Raw genomic sequence first — 17173 nt, forward strand, 5'->3', positions numbered from 1 at the left:
TCTATCAATAGGACCAAGGATCTAGTATGAGAACCAGGATTTGGTCAAAAAAGAATATAATTATCCTTTAAAAAAACTGAATTAAACTTTTGGGGGATCTAAAAAGGAAAGAATAGGTTCTTCCACTGAGCTGTCAAAATAGACAAAGGCTTTTGATGGAATTTCCTTAATCAAAGCCTTGAAATTTGAAGAACCGAAATCTACCGTATGCACATGGCAGCAATGACAACTACAAAAAGGAGGGCATAAATCTACTACTTTATCATGAGAATGGTCGATATCTAAATTCTGAGCAGCAACCACTGTAACTTCTGAATCAGCAATCACTTGTGAAGTATCACTATCATTACAGGCTAATAAGTTAAGCCCGAATATATACAGAGATAATATGACAGCGATAATTTTCACACTACAAAGATAAAAAAAAATCAATGCACAGATTGTGCAAAAGACAAGTGCGTATATTGAATCAAGGATTTTTATATGGTTTAATATGTTACTAAAATTTTTCGATATCCTATTTTCGTATAACTAAAATAATCCGTGTGTCTCTCACTAGAATTAGATTAAATATATTCTACAACAATTTTGCTCCTCTTAACCTCAAGGCATTGGCAATAACTGAAACCGAGCTAAAACTCATGGCCAGAGCCGCGATCATAGGAGAAAGTAATAACCCAAAGAATGGATATAATACACCCGCAGCAATTGGCACACCCAGGGTGTTATAAATAAGAGCAAAAAACAGGTTCTCTTTAATATTCCGCATTACTTTTTCGCTGAGTTTGATTGCCTTAAGCACTCCTTTTAAATCTCCTTTTACCAGAGTGACCTCGGCACTTTCAATCGCTACATCGGTTCCTGTACCCATAGCGATGCCAATATCCGCCTGTGCTAGTGCAGGTGCATCATTAATACCATCTCCAGCCATGGCCACTTTTTTACCTTCCGCCTGGAGTTTTTTTACTTCCTCCATTTTATTCTGCGGGATCATACCCGCTTTAAAATCAGCCAGGTTTAATTCCTTTGCCACGGCTGAAGCTGTTTTCTCATTATCTCCGGTAAGCATGATCACCTTAATACCTTCATTTTGAAGTTCGAATAATGCTTCCCTGCTGGTTTTTTTTATCTTATCTGAAATGGTTACAAATCCTACAATACTTGAATCTATTGCCAGATATGAAACTGTTTTCCCTTTTTCCTGTTCCGCAGTAACCTGATTATTTATTTCTTCTGAAATTTCAGCATTTTTAGCCTGCATTAATTTTTCATTTCCAAGCGCCAGTTGTTTTCCTTCAAAATTGGCCGTAACTCCTTTCCCGGTAACCGAATTAAATTCTGAAGCTTCGCCATATTTAATTTTTTCCGATTTCGCATAATTAACAGTTGCATTAGCCAGCGGATGTTCACTTTGTGCATTTACAGAAGCGATAAGGCGGGTGAGCTCCTTTTCAGAATATTCTGAAGAAACCGAAACAACTTTTTCTACGGAAGGTTTACCCTCGGTGATAGTTCCTGTTTTATCTATTATAAGCACATCGATCTTGTTCATTTCTTCCAGCGCACGGGCGTTCTTAATCAAAACCCCGTTTTTTGCACCTTTACCAACTCCTACCATCACAGACATGGGTGTAGCCAGACCTAAAGCACAGGGACAGGCAATGATCAATACCGCAATAGCATTTACAAGCGCATAAACATAGGCAGGATCGGGGCCATAGATTGCCCATACAGTAAAGGTTACTACAGAAATAATTACCACGATAGGCACAAAATAGGCTGAGATTCTATCAGCCAGTTTTTGGATAGGCGCCCGTGACCTGCTGGCATCATTTACCATTTTTATGATTTGCGCAAGCAGCGTTTCATTTCCTACTTTTTCAGCAGTCATGGTGAAACTTTGATTGCCATTTATGGTACCAGAATTTACTTTATCGCCTTCCTGTTTATCTACAGGAATCGGTTCCCCTGTGATCATGGATTCATCGATACTGGATTTGCCTTTTTTGATGATCCCGTCTACCGGGATTTTATCGCCGGGCTTTACTCTTAGAACATCCCCTTTCTGAATCTTATCTACGGAAATTGTTTCTTCTAACCCATCAACCACTCTTACAGCCTTATTCGGTGCCAGCTTTAGTAATTCCTTTATAGCTGAATTAGTTCTGCTGTGAGCACGTGCTTCCAGAACCTGTCCCATTAAAACCAAAGTGAGTATTACGGTGGCGGCTTCAAAATAAACATGTACGGTTCCCATTTCCGTCTTAAACTGATCAGGAAAAAAATTGGGGAATAGCATACCAAACACACTGAATATCCAGGCTACCCCCGCTCCAATACCTATAAGGGTAAACATATTCAGGTTCCATGTTTTAATGGACCTGTAAGCACGTTCAAAAAACATCCAGGTTGCATAAAAAACCACCGGCAGGGAAAGTCCGAACTGTATCCAGTTCCAAATCTTCATATCTGCCAGGTCATACAGTGGATTATCGGGAATCATTTCAGACATCGCTATCAGGAAAATAGGAAGTGTAAATGCTACTGCGATCCAGAATTTCTTCAAAAGTGTATTATAACCTTTTTCCTCAGCAGACTTCTGTGGTTCTTTGGGAACCAAATCCATCCCGCAAATAGGACAATCTCCTGGTTCATCTTTTATTATTTCAGGATGCATGGGACAGGTATATTCATCCCCTCCTGAAGAAGGAGAACTCAAATCCATTTGCTCCACCAGATCCATTCCGCAGACCGGGCAATCGCCAGGTTTATCATAAGTTTTTTCTCCTTCGCAATGCATGGGACAATACCATGTGCCGGTTCCTTTACGTTTTGGTGTTTTATCTTCAGACTGATGCTTATGTTTTGCTTGTTTCTCCCCGGGGAGCATGATATGATAATTTCCTCCGTGCTCTTGTAGGGCTTTTTCAAAAACATCAAGTTTAATGTGTTCTTTCATACTGATCTCTGCCTCTCCTTTTTCAAGATTTACAGCAGCATTCACAACACCTGACACCGTATTTAAGGTTTCTTCAACATGAGATCTGCAGCCATTACAGGTCATTCCCGTAATCTTATAAGAATGTTTCATCAGTTGTCCGGCAGGTTGCTCTGTATTTCCCGGCATCATTATATTATAATTACTTCCTTCTAAAGCACGCTCAAATCTCTCCAAAGGAACATATTCCTTTATTTCAATCACTGCTTCCTCCTTATTTAGATCAACAGAAACCTGAGTGACCCCATTGACCTTGCTCAAGGATTTTTCTACATGTGACCTGCAACCATTACAAGTCATGCCGGTAATTTTATAAGTATGTTTCATCTTTTTGATTTAAACTTTCTGAATTAGGAATTTCAGACGATATTAAACTTTGTAAAGTTAAGGGAGTGATGAAAGAAAGAAATTTCGATTTGATTTAAATCTAGTGAATTAAAAAACGCCTGAAATTAATAGATTAAATCTCAGGCGGTAATACTATTAGGCTGTATAAGCCTCACACGCACTTACGCACTCTCTACAGGCCTTTGCGCAATCTTTACAATGTTGATGATCATGCTTTTCACATTCATCCGCACAAGCCTGACAAAGCTTTTTACAATAATCTACCAGATCCTGAACATCATCATACTTAGTTGCTAAGATCTGACTTAAAGAAGAGCAAGCTTCTGCACATACCCTATCCAGTCTTATACAATCTTTCATCATTTTAACATTATCTTCATCCAGACATGCATCTGCACAATAATTACAATGATTAATACAATTTCCTAAAGCCTTAATTAATTTTTCATTTCTCATAATATATTAATTTATTGTTTATTCATCTAAAATAAGTATGAATCTTGAAATTCGCTTATAGAATTATGCTAAGACCTTTCAGTTTTAAATGATTTTAACTTTGAGATGTTGATAATTAGGAATTTTTTATATCCACCAATTCCCAGTTCCAGCCATCCTGTTGTACCAGTGTCATAAAAGTTCGCCTGTTGTGTTCTATTTCGCCTGAAAAACCATTTTTACTTAGATTGATAATTAGTTTTGCATCTAAAAGCTTCTTGATACTCGGAACGGGAGGTGCTGATGGTTCCACAGTCATATGGGTAACTTCAGAAAGTACCTCAAAATAATTTTCATAGGCGATTAACAGTGGTTTGATCTTCTGAAATTCCAGTCTTTTATCTTTGTCTATCTGGTTTGAAATGATCAATAAAGCTTCGTAAAGTCTTGCCAGCTGAAGGATAATCGCGTTTTTCTCTTTGTTATTATGGAAATAATGAATTACCGGGTAAGCACGATGTTGCTGACTGTATTTGATAATAGAATCTGATAAAGCATCTACTTTACTGATAAGTGGTTCAAAATTCTTCCCATTCCAAGATGTAAGAACAATTTCCTCAGGGCTGCTTCCAAGCGTACCCAACGTTATACCAAGTTTGCGCTGATCTATTACCGCAGACAATACCGGTATAAAATAAGTGACAGACATGGTGAGTAGAATAAGTCCCGTAAATGAATAAATACTCGTCAATACTCTCCATATATCCCCGGAAGGCACATAATCCCCCATTCCCAGGGTTGAAAGCGTAAAACCGCTATAGTATATAATTTGCCAGATATTGGCCGCAACTTTAGTAGTGCTATCTATAATAGCTCCAGGCTGAGAGTAAAGAATACAAACCAGACTCAGCCACAGGCCCATCACCCAAATAAGTACAATGGCAATCATTAAGAAATATCCTGCATGTGCCAGAATTTTAGACTTCCCGTTCTTACCTGAAAGAAAAAGAAAAAGCTTCCAGAAGAAATGAGAATACCTGCTAGTTAACCAACCTCCTCCTTGCATGGACAACGTCGTTTGAAGTATATCCAGTACTGTAGCTATATAAATAATGAGCCCTAAAGCCAGAAATATTGCCATATCATTAATTATTACTCAAATCGTTTTAAATAGAATTTAATCCTGTCAATATAAATTACACTAGTAACGGTTAACTTTTAAGTATAGTTATTTTGTAAACCCATATCTAACCATGTTTAGTAAATGATATAAGTAGGAAAATACAGGTTTTAATGTCCATGACCTTCAGATTCGAGATATTCACCTTGAGGTCCCACTCCTTCTATATATACCAGCTGGGAACCATAATGTCCTGCTTCTGAAACCGAATAGGCTGCAAATCCCAGAACAAGGAAGACCAATATTTCAAAAATCTTATTTTCCCTTAAAAGAAAAAGACTTCCCAGTTTTAAAACAGCCCCTAAAGCACTCGCATAGATGGTCCATTCAGCATACCTATCATGTTGTTCAAGTACTTTTTTAGCCATCTCAGATAGATCGTGGGTATGAGGGTGGGCATATACTCCGGCAATATATGCTCCAATAAAACCAGTCCCGACACATAAAAGAATAACCCAGTCCAGGTTCCTTTTAAGTACAAATTAAGTACAAAAAGCTGAATTAATTGTAATATCCCACCTAAAAGTAAAAGTACTATTGGAAAATGTACTACTAAAGGATGCAGGTTAGGAAAGTCATCCAGATTAGCTTTAACTGGTTTATCCTGATTATTTTCAAGTTTGGTTGATGCATTAACTTCTTTCTCCAGATCTATAGTGTCAACCTGTTGGATGGTATCTTCTTCATGGTTATGATGATAGTGCTCATCATCCTGTGCCCCTCCCAGTATGGGTAAGAACATCAAAAAAAATATAAGAACGGTTTTTTTCATAAAATTTAATTTTAAAATAACCAATACCTGTGTCCTATTGTAATTGGCCTGATTAAGTAATAGTTACAGAAGCTAAAAATGAAAGAAAAGGAGGGAGAAAAAGAAATTCAACTAATTAATACTTAAGACCATCCCTCCATTTTCCTCAAACTTATTATTCATGTTCATCGTCATGGTCCATAGACTCATGATGATCCATTTCCATATCATCATCTTCCATTTCTCCATGTTCCATTTCCATATCATCGTGGTCATCTTCAGTAGTTTCCCTGCAGGAGAGCATAGTAAGATTAAAAGCTCCCACAAATAAGACCAACATTAGAATTCTTAATTTTTTCATGATATTTATTTTTAAAGGTTTATTAAAATATTGCTTGTATGTAACGTATTTTTAATTGAAAAATAACTTCATTCTGGACCCGGTTCAGAATCTTATTTCAAGATAAATCAGGGTAATTTGCCGACCTTAAAACTCCCTAAACATCAGGACAGGATGATAAAAGCACTTTTAATATAGAAAAACGGCTAATCAATAAAAACTATAGATTATGAATAACTTTTTCCAGTTTCTCCTTAATCTCTTCGGCTATCTCTCCCAAATCTCCATTATCAACGGCCTGCATAGAAGCTATAGGGTTCACTGCGGCTACTTCTATCTCCCCGGCTTCCTTTTCCTGAACAATAACGTTGCATGGTAGCATGGTACCAATCTTATCTTCTGCTTTTAATGCTTTATGCGCATAAGGAGCGTTACAAGCCCCCAGAATGCGATAATTCCTAAAATTTACATCCAGTTTCTTCTTTAAAGTCTCGGTAACATTGATTTCGGTTAAAACCCCGAAACCTTCTTTTTCGAGTTCCTGGGTAACTTTTTCGATTACCTGCTCAAAATCTCCTTTTATCGTTTTATTAAAATAGTAATTCATGATCTGTTTTTTTTAAGAATACTTTTTTGCTCTTCAAACTCGTCTTTACTTATTTCACCTTTTGCATACCTTTTTTTAAGGATTTGCAAAGGCTCTTCGAGGTTGTTTTCATTCTTTGTTTTCCAACGACTAACGGGCAATAAAATCGCGGCCAAAACAACAGCTCCTATTAAAATCCACCAGTACATCATCATAATTTCAAAAATTATGGTTTCTGTTTATGGTCTTTATGCTTCTCCCCTTCTTTTTTGGATTTGTTCATATGTTGTTTCATTTTTTCCATCATTTCAGGATCGTCATGCATTTTTTCCATCATTTCCTTCATCATTTCAGGGTTTTCTTTCATTTTTTTCATCATTCCCTGCATCATTTTTTTTCTGAATTCAGGATCATTCTCCATGGAATGCATCATCTCATGCATCATTTTTTCTTTCATTTCTGGATTTTCCTTCATTTTCTTCATCATCATTTTCCCCATCATTTCTTTCATTTCGGGATCTTTTTCCATCTTTTCCTGCATCATTTTTTTCATTTTCCCCTTCATCTCAGGATTCTTCTTCATCATGGCTTCCATTTTCCCTGATTCCATCATTTGCATATGGTTCTGCATCAATGTTTTCTTTGCCAATTCATTGTTGGCAGCCAGATCCAGAAGCTCATTGAATTGAGCCGGATTGCTGATGATTTCCTGATAAACCGCATTTCTGTTTTGCTGTGTTTCCATCGCTTCGCTGGCATTAAAAGTTGCATTACAACTTATAAATGTAGCAATAGTTCCTACTAAAAAAGTTACTTTTAAAATTGTTTTCATTGTAATTTGTTTTAAATGGTTGATAAAAGTTTTTGTTTTAAATAATACTAAGCTTTCAAGGATAACCTCGATTCCGGTATTTGCTAAACTATTTTAAAGTTTCTCATCATGCCCATATCCTCATGCTCCAGATTGTGGCAATGGTAGAGAAACAATCCTTTAAAATCTTCAAATCGCATGATCAAATCCATTTGCATACCTGGCAATAGATAAACACTGTCCTGCCAGCCTTCGTTAATAAAACCGTCTTTAGTAAGCTCCCAGAGTTTCTGGTCTACTTCTTCAGTCTTCCGGTTAAGAATATTAAATTGTAACTGGTGAATATGAACCGGGTGTGGCATTTGCATCATATTTCCCATACCTCCTTCACCGCCCATCATTCCGCCATTGCCATGCATTCCTCCGCCCATCATTCCACTGTCATCATCAGAATCTGAAGAAAACTGGTTTCCATTATTGATACGCCAGATTTCGGTAGTATCTAATTTCACAGTCTCTTCTTCGGCTACTTCAGTGCCGTTATAGATACGCCCATTAATGGTCCATTTCATCATTCCGCCCATAGCAAAAGTGAAAGTTCTGGGATTGCTTTTATTAATGGCATCTGTAGCCGCTAATGAATCCAAAGAACTGAGCTCACCAGGCAGTTGAGCATCATTTTCTGCGGAAGCCCCCACCTTTATTTCCAGAATATCAAACTGAGTGTCATAAGGCAAGTGCTCGCTACTGCTATTTCCCATCATACCGCCATTCATCATGCCACCACCCATTATATTATCCAATGGCATGGGTAAATGAACCAGTTTAAAGTTGCTATTTTCTGCTTCCGCAGATAAATCCAGCCAAACATCTACCCGCTGTGCAGGCCCTAAAATTAGATAGGGCAAATTTTTTGGCGCATCCAGCAGACCTCCATCTACACCAAATACAGTTATCGCTTCGCCATGATCCCATGCCAATTTATAGGCGCGGGAATTGGAACCGTTTAAGAGTCTTAGCCGATATTTCCCGTTTGCGCTCAGGTCCAGGGTATTATCAATTTTACCATTGATCAATATTTGCTCACCTAAAAAACCCTGCATTCGATCCATCTGACCATCGCCAAGGTATTGGAGTTGCTTATTATCATCAAAAGTCCTGTCCTGTATCACCACAGGAATGTCATATTCACCCTGGGGTAGATTTAATTTTTCTTCTTCTTTATCAGAAACGATAAACAAACCTGCTAGCCCCTGTTAAACCTGTTCCCCGGTATGCCTATGCGGATGGGGATGAAACCAATAAGTACCAGCCCTGTTCATCACTTCAAACTCATAGTAATAGGTGTCGCCTTCACCTATTACATGCTCTGGGTGGCCATCATTCTCGTGAGATACATGCAGGCCGTGCCAGTGTACTATAGATTCAGCGGGAATCTGGTTTTCATACCTCACCCTAACCTTATCCCCTTTCTTTACCCGAATAACAGGTCCTAAATAGCTACCCTCTATATTTTGTAAATTATCCTCACTTCCTTTTATAATAGATGCTTTATAGGAATATGTATTGGTACTTTTGTCTGGAAAGATGTTGGTCTGAGAAGGTGATGCGGTTAGTTGTATATCTAAATCGGCAATAAAATCCTTATTCATTTTATTCCCCGTCTCTGGATGCCGGGTGGATGTATCAGATTTACAAGAGGCAAAAAAAGGCATTACATAGAAACCTGCTGCTGCCAGGCTTGCAGTTTGTATAAAATTCCTTCTGTTTACGTTTTTTTTCATCATAATAAAATTTTGAATGGCATCCGTAACAATCTCAGTTTAAGAAGGGTTACAGCCCTCCTTAAATTTTAGGTAGCTCGACAATTTAAAAAGTCGTAACTAACTAACAGCTCCTAATTCGCCAATCCTTTTTCCGGAAGTTTTCGATTTAAAAACCATCTTTCACCTAGAAATATAAGCAACATAGAACCAAATGCTATCCAAATAAGTGCAGGATCCCTTTCTATTTTAATAAAAACAAAAGAACTTAATACCACTAGATCCAGAATTATGGCACTAATTACGATCCAAGCTTTCGCCTTTATATCTTCTCTCATTTTGGTAAGCACCCCCCAGTGAATAATAATATCCATAACCAAGTAATAAATTGCCCCAAGAGAGGCTATCCTGGAAAGATCGAAAAAGATAGTAAGCACAATAGCAATTACTATAATATACACCAGCATATGCTTTTGAATACTTCCTTTCATGCCAAAATGGCTATGTGGGATTAGCTTCATATCGGTAAGCATAGCCGTCATTCTTGACACCGCGAATACGCTGGCAATAACCCCTGAAATCGTAGCGATTATGGCTATAGAAACCATAAACCAAATTGGCCAAATAAAGGCCTCGATGCTTCCGCAAGACTATAATCCTTTGCTTCAATTATTTCAGGAATACTTAAATTGGAAATAACCCCCCAGGAAACCAGTAAATAGGTCACCCCGCAGATCAATAAAGATATGACAATGGTCCTGCTTACATTTTTATGCGGATTAACAATTTCACCTCCACTGTTGGTGATCGTCGTAAAACCCTTATAAGCGAGGATCGATAAGGCAAGTGCTCCAAGATATTCCATAACTCCCCTTTCCCCGCCGGTATCTCCTGAAGGTACTAAATCTGATACTACAAAACCCGAAGCATATATAGCTCCTCCGGCAAAGATCAATAATCCACCGGTTTTGAGGATCGCCATGGCTAGGGAGGATTTCCCTATTACTTTATTACCTGAAATGTTAATTACAAAGGCTAAAATGAGTAAGCTTACTCCTAAAACGGGAATGAGATAACTGTCTTTTGGCGCATCGAACAATTGCAAAGTATAACTACCAAAGGTCCTGGCCACCAGACTTTCATTAATAATCATAGAGAACGTCATCAGTAAAGCTGCAAAAGCAGTTACAAGTCCCTTTCCATATGCTTTCTCCAAATACATGGCGATACCTCCTGCAGATGGCGCATTAGACATCTTGTTATAGGAATAAGCACTAAATCCTGATATAATTCCACCCACAATAAAAGCTATTGGAAAATACTCACCAGAAAGTTCTGCCACTTGACCAAGAAGCGCAAAGATTCCTGCACCAATCATAACATTGGTACCCATAGAAATGGCTCCTATCAGACTTAAACTGTTTTTTTTGTAATTTGACATATTGTATATCTTAAAACCAGATTTCTAAACCGGTCCCGCCCGAAAGCGGTTATCATAACTACCAATTACCTGGATTGTTTTGCTCACTACATATTCCATCCCCACTTGCCAGATAGTTTCATTTTCAAAATTTGAACCTTCAGGAAGATCATTCACCCAGCCAAAATCTATCTGGTATTCGTCTTTCCTGTTGACTAAAAACTGTACTTACTCCCATAAGAAAGAGATCTAGCAAATTCATTTTTATCAGTTCTCGCATATAATTTTCTTAATTTTTAACTTCACTCTCTCCAAGAGATTTCCTTCCTTAATGTAAGAGCTGTAAAATATTCAGATTAATTCTCCTCGTTTTTCAGTCGATAAATGATCTTCTTCATTTGGGCAATTTCGCGTTTCTGTGCTTCAATGATCTCCTCGGCTAGTTTTTTGGTTTCAGGATCTTTAATATCTGCCCTTTTACTGGTTAATATCGCAATGGAATGGTGGGGGATCATAGCCTTCATATATAAAACATCCCCAATAATAGGTCGTTGTGCTCTTACCAGACCTAAGGCTGAAACAAATAACACGAGGCTACCGATATAAATAGCGATATTCTTCTTCTTACTTTTATACATTTTCAGCATAAGAGATAACATGATTACTGCCATAGCCGCTATTCCCAGACAGGTCATATAGAAACGGGTTAAACTAAAGTACACATGATCATATTCATAAGTATTAAGATACATCGTGATATACATGGCTACGAAAGACAGGCCGAGCATTAGGAAAAACCGACCATAATTGCTTCCACCAGAATTGTGGTTATTGTTATTTTCTGAATTCATCTAATTGGGTTTTTAAGGTTTATTGGGAAATTTTACTTTTCTATAGTTTTTTTTACGGAACCACAATTCAGCATTTTATCACCGAAATATGGATTTTTAATCTCCTCTACATCAGCATACCAGTATGCACCATCATTATTAAAAGCCATAGGACAGAATTTCTTGTAAATGGTCCCACCGGATAGGGCTTCCTCAAACATAGGCCCAGCCAATTCTGTAAACTTTGAAAATAATCTTCTCTGCTCCCCAATATCATCAGTGTCTCCCAATTGCTCAGCGATAGATTTTAATTCTGCACGCTCTTCTGAGAAAGAATCGGCCATACTTTTCGCTGCATCCTTTGCCTGGCCGGAGTCATCATTGGTAAGTGCCATTTTAATTTCCAGGTAATTATGCCAGATCTTCCCCGTCATACCATCTATAAAATCCTGATCGGCAACATCTGCGGTTTTTTCTTCATTTTTTTTCACTTCCTGAGGCGTGTTTACTTCGACAGATTGGGTTTCTTTTTTATCCACACAGGAAGCTAATAGTAAAACTAATAAGGGAGCAATTCCCAACTTAATGATAGATCTCATAATATTAATGGTTTGGTTAATTGGTTAGGTTGATTTTTTTACACCTCTATTTATTTAAATTAATTAAAAAATTGTAGTATTTGTTATAATTCTCAACATCGATTGAATTGAGAGAGATAAATATATTTTAGCTAAAGGTTAATTAAAGTGAGCTTGCTTCTAAGGAATAGCAAAATTAAAAATCGATGAAATCAATTTCTTATGTTTTTATGGGAAAAACTTTCACAATTAAGTTTATTTAACAAAAAAGTGACATTTTATAAGAAATGAATTATAGATTCTATGGAGAAGGAATAATAAATTTCAAATTACCAAATCAAAAATTGATAACACTATCCAAAGCTTCATCAGCATCCCTATGGATAAAATTTGCCTGATAATTTAAAGTGGTTTTTAAATCACTATGTCTATATAATTTTTTCAGCATTAAAGGGTGAATTCTATCACCTGCAATATTTCCAAAACTATGACGGGCTATATGATTCGATAATGTTTTATCAATGCCACAGAGTTTAGCTATTCTTTTTAAATATTTATTGAGAAGTTTAGTGGTGCTCTTTGTCCTTGTATAAATTCGTTCAGCTTGGGTTTGATCTACTTCCCGTAAAAAAGGGAATAAATATCCGTTATTTAATTTCTTATCTGGGCGATAGTAATCAATTATAATCCTAGCTTTATTCAGGACTAGTCAATAAATTCTTAAATATTATATATTATAGCGCTTTAGCAACTGAATAACTCTGGGGTCATATTTATTCTGAATATGTTCGGTGGCATTGGCAAAGAATGATTTAGAACCATCTGCCCTTTTAATTTTTGTTTTATTTGCTTCGGAATAATTTTTTCTTGGAATTGAAATAATTATCATTGACTTCAAACTTCCTTTTCATCAAAAAGTTATTTAACTTCTTAAAATCCGGATGAGTCTTTTTATCTTACCAGAAACGTCATCCCAATCTTTTTCAAAAACAGATTGTTCTCGCCAGACATAATTCGTTTTATAATTTTGGCTAATTCTTAAGGCCAGAGGTATTCTTCCTTCTTTCTTTTTCATGTTTTTTCTCAAAATAATCTTTAAATTTGCCATACAGTTAAGATTTAAAACCTTGTAAAACAAGAATTTATTATAGAATCAGTTGATTTTTTTTATCAAGCAGAATTTCCCGCTGAAATATTTTTCATAGGAACAGCTCAAATACCTTTAAAATACAAATATTGTGCAGGCCGATTGTGCGCCTACTAATGTTGATAGTGCAAAAAATAAAAAAATCTGGGTCTGGTCCATTATTATTTCGATGCTATGCCTGTACCGAATGATTTAGTTTTTTTGGAAAATCCAACCTAGAGATGGGACCACCTTACTACCAAACCGCCTGATTCACAGATAACAATGTTCTAGGGGACCGTGGTATTTAAGATAAATTCAAAAGAGGACAGATCTATTGGAATAAATTAGGTTATAAATCCAAATCTGTATCTCTTTGCCGGACACTGTTAAAAAAATATAATAATCCAATAGCAACCAAAATAATAATACCAGCAATAATAAATGGATAATAAAACCCTCCCACCACTAACCAAGTTCCTATAACCGGGCCCAAAATCTGGCCTATGCTATTGGTTGAGCTTTGAATAGAAATATTTCTACCCGTATTTTCTTGTGAGATTAATGAAACAGCGGACAACAGATTTGGCGTGACCATAGCACCACCAGCAGCAAACACCACAATTAAACCGTACACAACAGATTCATTTTTGAAAAAAGGAAAGACAATTAATGAAATTCCTGAAATGAATAACCCAATGCCAATTTGCTTTTTCACAGATAGAATCTTTTCCCCATAACTGGCAAATACAGGCTGCAAAACAGCCATTATTGAACCACACAGCATAAAACCAATACCAACCTGATTGCTGTTAAACCCTAATTCGTCTTTACCGTAGATTGAAAAAACAGTTTCAAACAAGGTCACTACAAATTGGATAACAAATGACAAGGCCAATAGAATAAGGAAATATTGGCTGAACGAGAAGTGAAAACTGAATTTTTGAGTTGTAAATTTATGGATGCGAACTGAATTTTTTAACCATTTTACAACAATGACTAAAACAATAAAACCTAATAATGCAGCAAATAGAAACGGCGTGGAAAATCTACCTAAATGTAGTTGACCAATTGCATACTCAAAATGAAGGTCTGATTGCGAAAGAAAGCCACCGATAACGGGTCCAAAAATAACCCCTGAACTAATGGCTACACCAGACCAGGCCATTATCTTCGTTCTGCGTTTTTCTGAAGTAATATCACTTAAATATGCGTTGCTTACAGGAATAACTGATGAAGTAAATATGCCGCCAAAAATCCGAGCGATATATAGCATCGTTAGTGATGTTGCAAGCCCAGTTAGCAATTGCATTATTACAAAGCCAATCAAACCAATAATAATGACGGGTTTACGACCATATCTGTCAGATAACTTTCCCCAAACGACAACAAAAATTAATTGAAATAGTGGATAAATGCTGGTAAGCACCCCAATATGGAAGTTGATTAAATCGGTGTCGAGATTGTCTTTTAAAGCTAATCTTTCGGTATAGTAGGGAAGGGTTGGCAATAAAATACCATAACCCAACATCACTACAAATAAACTCAACAGGATTAAAGATATCCTGTTGAGTTTTTCTTTTCTATCCATTTATTTTTTACCGATTTTTCGCTTCAATAACTGCGCATTAATAGCCACTATAATTGTACTCAAACTCATAAATACCGCACCAACCGCAGGACCTAAAACAAAGCCTGAAGAATATAATACACCAGCTGCTAGAGGAATAGCCACGACATTGTATCCCGTAGCCCAAATCAAATTCTGAATCATTTTATTGTAGGTCGCTTTTCCAAATAAAATTAGGTTGGCAATATCTTGTGGATTACTGTTGACCAGAATAATATCGGCAGTTTCAGCTGCTACATCTGTACCTGAGCCTACTGCAATTCCTACATCGGCTTTTGCGAGCGCGGGCGCATCATTTACACCATCACCCGTCATAGCTACAAAATCACCTTTGTTCTGTAACTCTTCTACAATTTCAACTTTTTGATGTGGCAATACCTCGGCGTAGTAACCATCCAATCCAAGTTTTTCACTCACAGCTTTAGCGGTTTTTTCATTATCACCAGTTGCCATTAGAACTTTAATGTTATTCGTTTTAAATATTTTGATTGCCTCGGCAGATTCTGGTCTTATTTCATCAGCAAGGGCGATGTAACCGGCCAATTTTCCATCAATTAAAACAAACACTACAGTTTCCGCTGCATCGCTGTAAGCATCTTCAGGAATAGTAATTTTCTCATCTCTTAGATAGCCTGGACTTACTACCTTAACTTGTTTGCCTTCCACATTTGCCTCTACACCTTTACCAGTAATAGCATTGAAGTTTTCTGGGCTAGGGATAGTAATATTATCTTCTTTTACTTTTTTGATAATACCAACTGCAATAGGGTGTTCTGAGCTTTGTTCCAATGCACTTGAAAGTCTTAAAATTTCCTCTGTTGAATAAGTCTCGTTAACAGACTCAATTCGAGTGACACCAAAATCACCCTTGGTTAGTGTTCCTGTTTTATCAAAAAGCAAAGCTGAAATTTTTCTGGACTCTTCAAAAGCTGTTCTATTTCGGATAAGCAATCCATTTTGAGCAGATACAGCGGTAGAAATAGCAACCACAAGCGGAATGGCAAGCCCTAATGCGTGTGGACAAGCAATTACCATAACAGTAACCATTCTTTCTAAAGCATAGACAAATGGAAAGCCTAAAATCAGCCATACTGCTAATGTTCCAAAACCAATAGCCAAAGCGATATAGGTTAGCCATTTTGCAGCCCTATCTGATAGGTTTTGCATCTTCGATTTGGTTTTTTGCGCTTCCTCGACCATCTTAATGACCTTGTTTAGATAGCTGTCTTTTCCAGTATGTTCAACTTTTACTTTTAAGGTGCTATTGCCATTTACAGAACCACCAATAACCTTATCGTTTTCATCTTTTTTTACAGGTTTGGATTCGCCTGTAAGCATAGATTCATTTAGGTAACTTGAACCGTCTACTATAATCCCATCAGCGGGAACTTTTTCACCTGGTTTTACCAAAATCACATCATCTTTTAGTAAATCTTCCAAAGGAATGTCTTCTATGGTGTCACCTTTTACCCTGTGCGCTTCCGCAGGCATCATACTTACCAGTAACTGCAAGGCTTTTGATGCACCTAACACACTTTTCATTTCTATCCAATGACCAAGCAACATTATGGCTATAAGTGTTGATAGTTCCCAGAAAAAGTCTTCACCTCTTAAGCCAAATACAGTAGCTGTACTATAAAAATAAGCTACGGAAATTGCCATAGAAATCAAGGTCATCATTCCTGGTGCACCTTTTTTGACTTCAGACCAAAACCCTTTTAAAAATGGCCAACCACCATAAAAATATACAACAGTGGAAAGTGCAAAAAGGATGTATGGATTTCCTGGAAGTAAAAATTCATAACCAAAAAATTCCTGAATCATTGGTGAGAAGAACAATATAGGGATGGTAAGCACGAGTGTTACCCAAAACCGTTTTCTAAAGTCTGCAATCATCATTTTATGATGGTCGTGACCCATTTGACCGTGACCCGGATTGTGACCCGAATGGTCCCCACCTTTGTGGTTCATTTTAGAATGGTCTTCTTTTTTGTGTTTCATCTTCGAATGGTCCATTTTAGAATGGTCCATTTCATCGTGATTGTGGTGTTCGTGATTTTCCATTATTGTCTTGTTTAAGTGTTATCGTAATTTTTTTCTCATAGCTTCCGAAATGTTTTCGGCATAGACGCCATAGGCATCTACCAAAAGTCCTTTAATCCCATTTTTTGATGAAATAGCATAAAGCACACTGTTATCATCGGTACTGCTCATACCTTCAAAACGATGCATCTCGTCAACATTAAAATCTTCTGGGTGTATTTCAATTTTTAGTGAGGCACACTCCAAACATTCTGGTTTTAGGTTAAAATCGTATGTATAACCTTTTCGCTGTAAATCGTTTATTGCTTCTGAAAGGGTGTCGTAATTGTTCATT

General features: G+C 37.0%; 18 protein-coding genes and 1 pseudogene. All 19 read right to left on the bottom strand.

Annotation, left to right across the window (positions count from 1 at the left end; translation table 11 throughout):
• Window positions 1-81 precede the first annotated feature (81 nt).
• The 19 genes and pseudogenes from T8I65_RS09335 to T8I65_RS09430 all read right to left on the bottom strand — a co-directional run bounded on the left by T8I65_RS09335 (window position 82) and on the right by T8I65_RS09430 (window position 17172).
• The gene (locus tag T8I65_RS09335; protein ID WP_041250263.1) at window positions 82-408 is read right to left on the bottom strand and encodes a DUF6660 family protein; all 327 of its coding nucleotides are present in this window, start codon (window positions 406-408) and stop codon (window positions 82-84) included.
• 169 nt (window positions 409-577) lie between these two features.
• Window positions 578-3325: a heavy metal translocating P-type ATPase gene (locus tag T8I65_RS09340; protein ID WP_322300394.1), complete on the bottom strand. Its 2748-nt coding sequence runs from the start codon at window positions 3323-3325 to the stop codon at window positions 578-580.
• A 156-nt stretch (window positions 3326-3481) separates the two neighbouring features.
• Window positions 3482-3802: a four-helix bundle copper-binding protein gene (locus T8I65_RS09345; RefSeq protein WP_083645398.1), complete on the bottom strand. Its 321-nt coding sequence runs from the start codon at window positions 3800-3802 to the stop codon at window positions 3482-3484.
• Window positions 3803-3917: 115 nt separating this feature from the next.
• Window positions 3918-4922: a potassium channel family protein gene (locus tag T8I65_RS09350; protein ID WP_322300395.1), complete on the bottom strand. Its 1005-nt coding sequence runs from the start codon at window positions 4920-4922 to the stop codon at window positions 3918-3920.
• 149 nt (window positions 4923-5071) lie between these two features.
• Complete coding sequence (locus T8I65_RS09355) at window positions 5072-5329, bottom strand: hypothetical protein (protein WP_322300396.1); 258 nt, start codon at window positions 5327-5329, stop codon at window positions 5072-5074.
• The gene (locus T8I65_RS09360) at window positions 5263-5733 is read right to left on the bottom strand and encodes a hypothetical protein (protein ID WP_322300397.1); all 471 of its coding nucleotides are present in this window, start codon (window positions 5731-5733) and stop codon (window positions 5263-5265) included. Before T8I65_RS09360 ends, T8I65_RS09355 begins: the two co-directional genes overlap by 67 nt.
• A gap of 154 nt (window positions 5734-5887) precedes the next feature.
• On the bottom strand, window positions 5888-6073 hold the full coding sequence (locus T8I65_RS09365; RefSeq protein WP_241552028.1) for a hypothetical protein: 186 nt from the start codon (window positions 6071-6073) through the stop codon (window positions 5888-5890).
• Between the two features lie 199 nt (window positions 6074-6272).
• Window positions 6273-6659: a DUF302 domain-containing protein gene (locus tag T8I65_RS09370; RefSeq protein ID WP_241552027.1), complete on the bottom strand. Its 387-nt coding sequence runs from the start codon at window positions 6657-6659 to the stop codon at window positions 6273-6275.
• On the bottom strand, window positions 6656-6853 hold the full coding sequence (locus T8I65_RS09375) for an SHOCT domain-containing protein (protein WP_241552026.1): 198 nt from the start codon (window positions 6851-6853) through the stop codon (window positions 6656-6658). The genes T8I65_RS09370 and T8I65_RS09375 overlap by 4 nt, the downstream gene beginning before the upstream one ends.
• Before the next feature lie 11 nt (window positions 6854-6864).
• The gene (locus T8I65_RS09380) at window positions 6865-7470 is read right to left on the bottom strand and encodes a hypothetical protein (RefSeq protein ID WP_322300398.1); all 606 of its coding nucleotides are present in this window, start codon (window positions 7468-7470) and stop codon (window positions 6865-6867) included.
• An 83-nt stretch (window positions 7471-7553) separates the two neighbouring features.
• Window positions 7554-8690: a multicopper oxidase family protein gene (locus T8I65_RS09385; RefSeq protein ID WP_322300399.1), complete on the bottom strand. Its 1137-nt coding sequence runs from the start codon at window positions 8688-8690 to the stop codon at window positions 7554-7556.
• A gap of 15 nt (window positions 8691-8705) precedes the next feature.
• Complete coding sequence (locus T8I65_RS09390; protein ID WP_241552023.1) at window positions 8706-9236, bottom strand: multicopper oxidase domain-containing protein; 531 nt, start codon at window positions 9234-9236, stop codon at window positions 8706-8708.
• Between the two features lie 110 nt (window positions 9237-9346).
• Window positions 9347-10653: pseudogene (locus T8I65_RS15770) on the bottom strand (APC family permease).
• 335 nt (window positions 10654-10988) lie between these two features.
• A complete protein-coding gene (locus T8I65_RS09405) occupies window positions 10989-11483 on the bottom strand; it encodes a DUF305 domain-containing protein (RefSeq protein ID WP_322300402.1) in 495 nt (164 codons plus the stop codon).
• A gap of 32 nt (window positions 11484-11515) precedes the next feature.
• A complete protein-coding gene (locus tag T8I65_RS09410; protein ID WP_322300403.1) occupies window positions 11516-12061 on the bottom strand; it encodes a DUF3347 domain-containing protein in 546 nt (181 codons plus the stop codon).
• 901 nt (window positions 12062-12962) lie between these two features.
• Window positions 12963-13148, bottom strand: coding sequence for a hypothetical protein (locus T8I65_RS09415; RefSeq protein ID WP_236995810.1), 186 nt, complete (start codon window positions 13146-13148; stop codon window positions 12963-12965).
• Window positions 13149-13518: 370 nt separating this feature from the next.
• A complete protein-coding gene (locus tag T8I65_RS09420) occupies window positions 13519-14757 on the bottom strand; it encodes an MFS transporter (protein ID WP_322300404.1) in 1239 nt (412 codons plus the stop codon).
• A complete protein-coding gene (locus tag T8I65_RS09425) occupies window positions 14758-16860 on the bottom strand; it encodes a copper-translocating P-type ATPase (protein WP_322300405.1) in 2103 nt (700 codons plus the stop codon). It lies immediately after the preceding gene.
• Window positions 16861-16878: 18 nt separating this feature from the next.
• Window positions 16879-17172, bottom strand: coding sequence for a hypothetical protein (locus T8I65_RS09430; RefSeq protein WP_015266947.1), 294 nt, complete (start codon window positions 17170-17172; stop codon window positions 16879-16881).
• Window position 17173 lies beyond the last annotated feature (1 nt).

The sequence above is a fragment of the Christiangramia sp. OXR-203 genome, assembly GCF_034372165.1.
GTDB lineage: Bacteria > Bacteroidota > Bacteroidia > Flavobacteriales > Flavobacteriaceae > Christiangramia.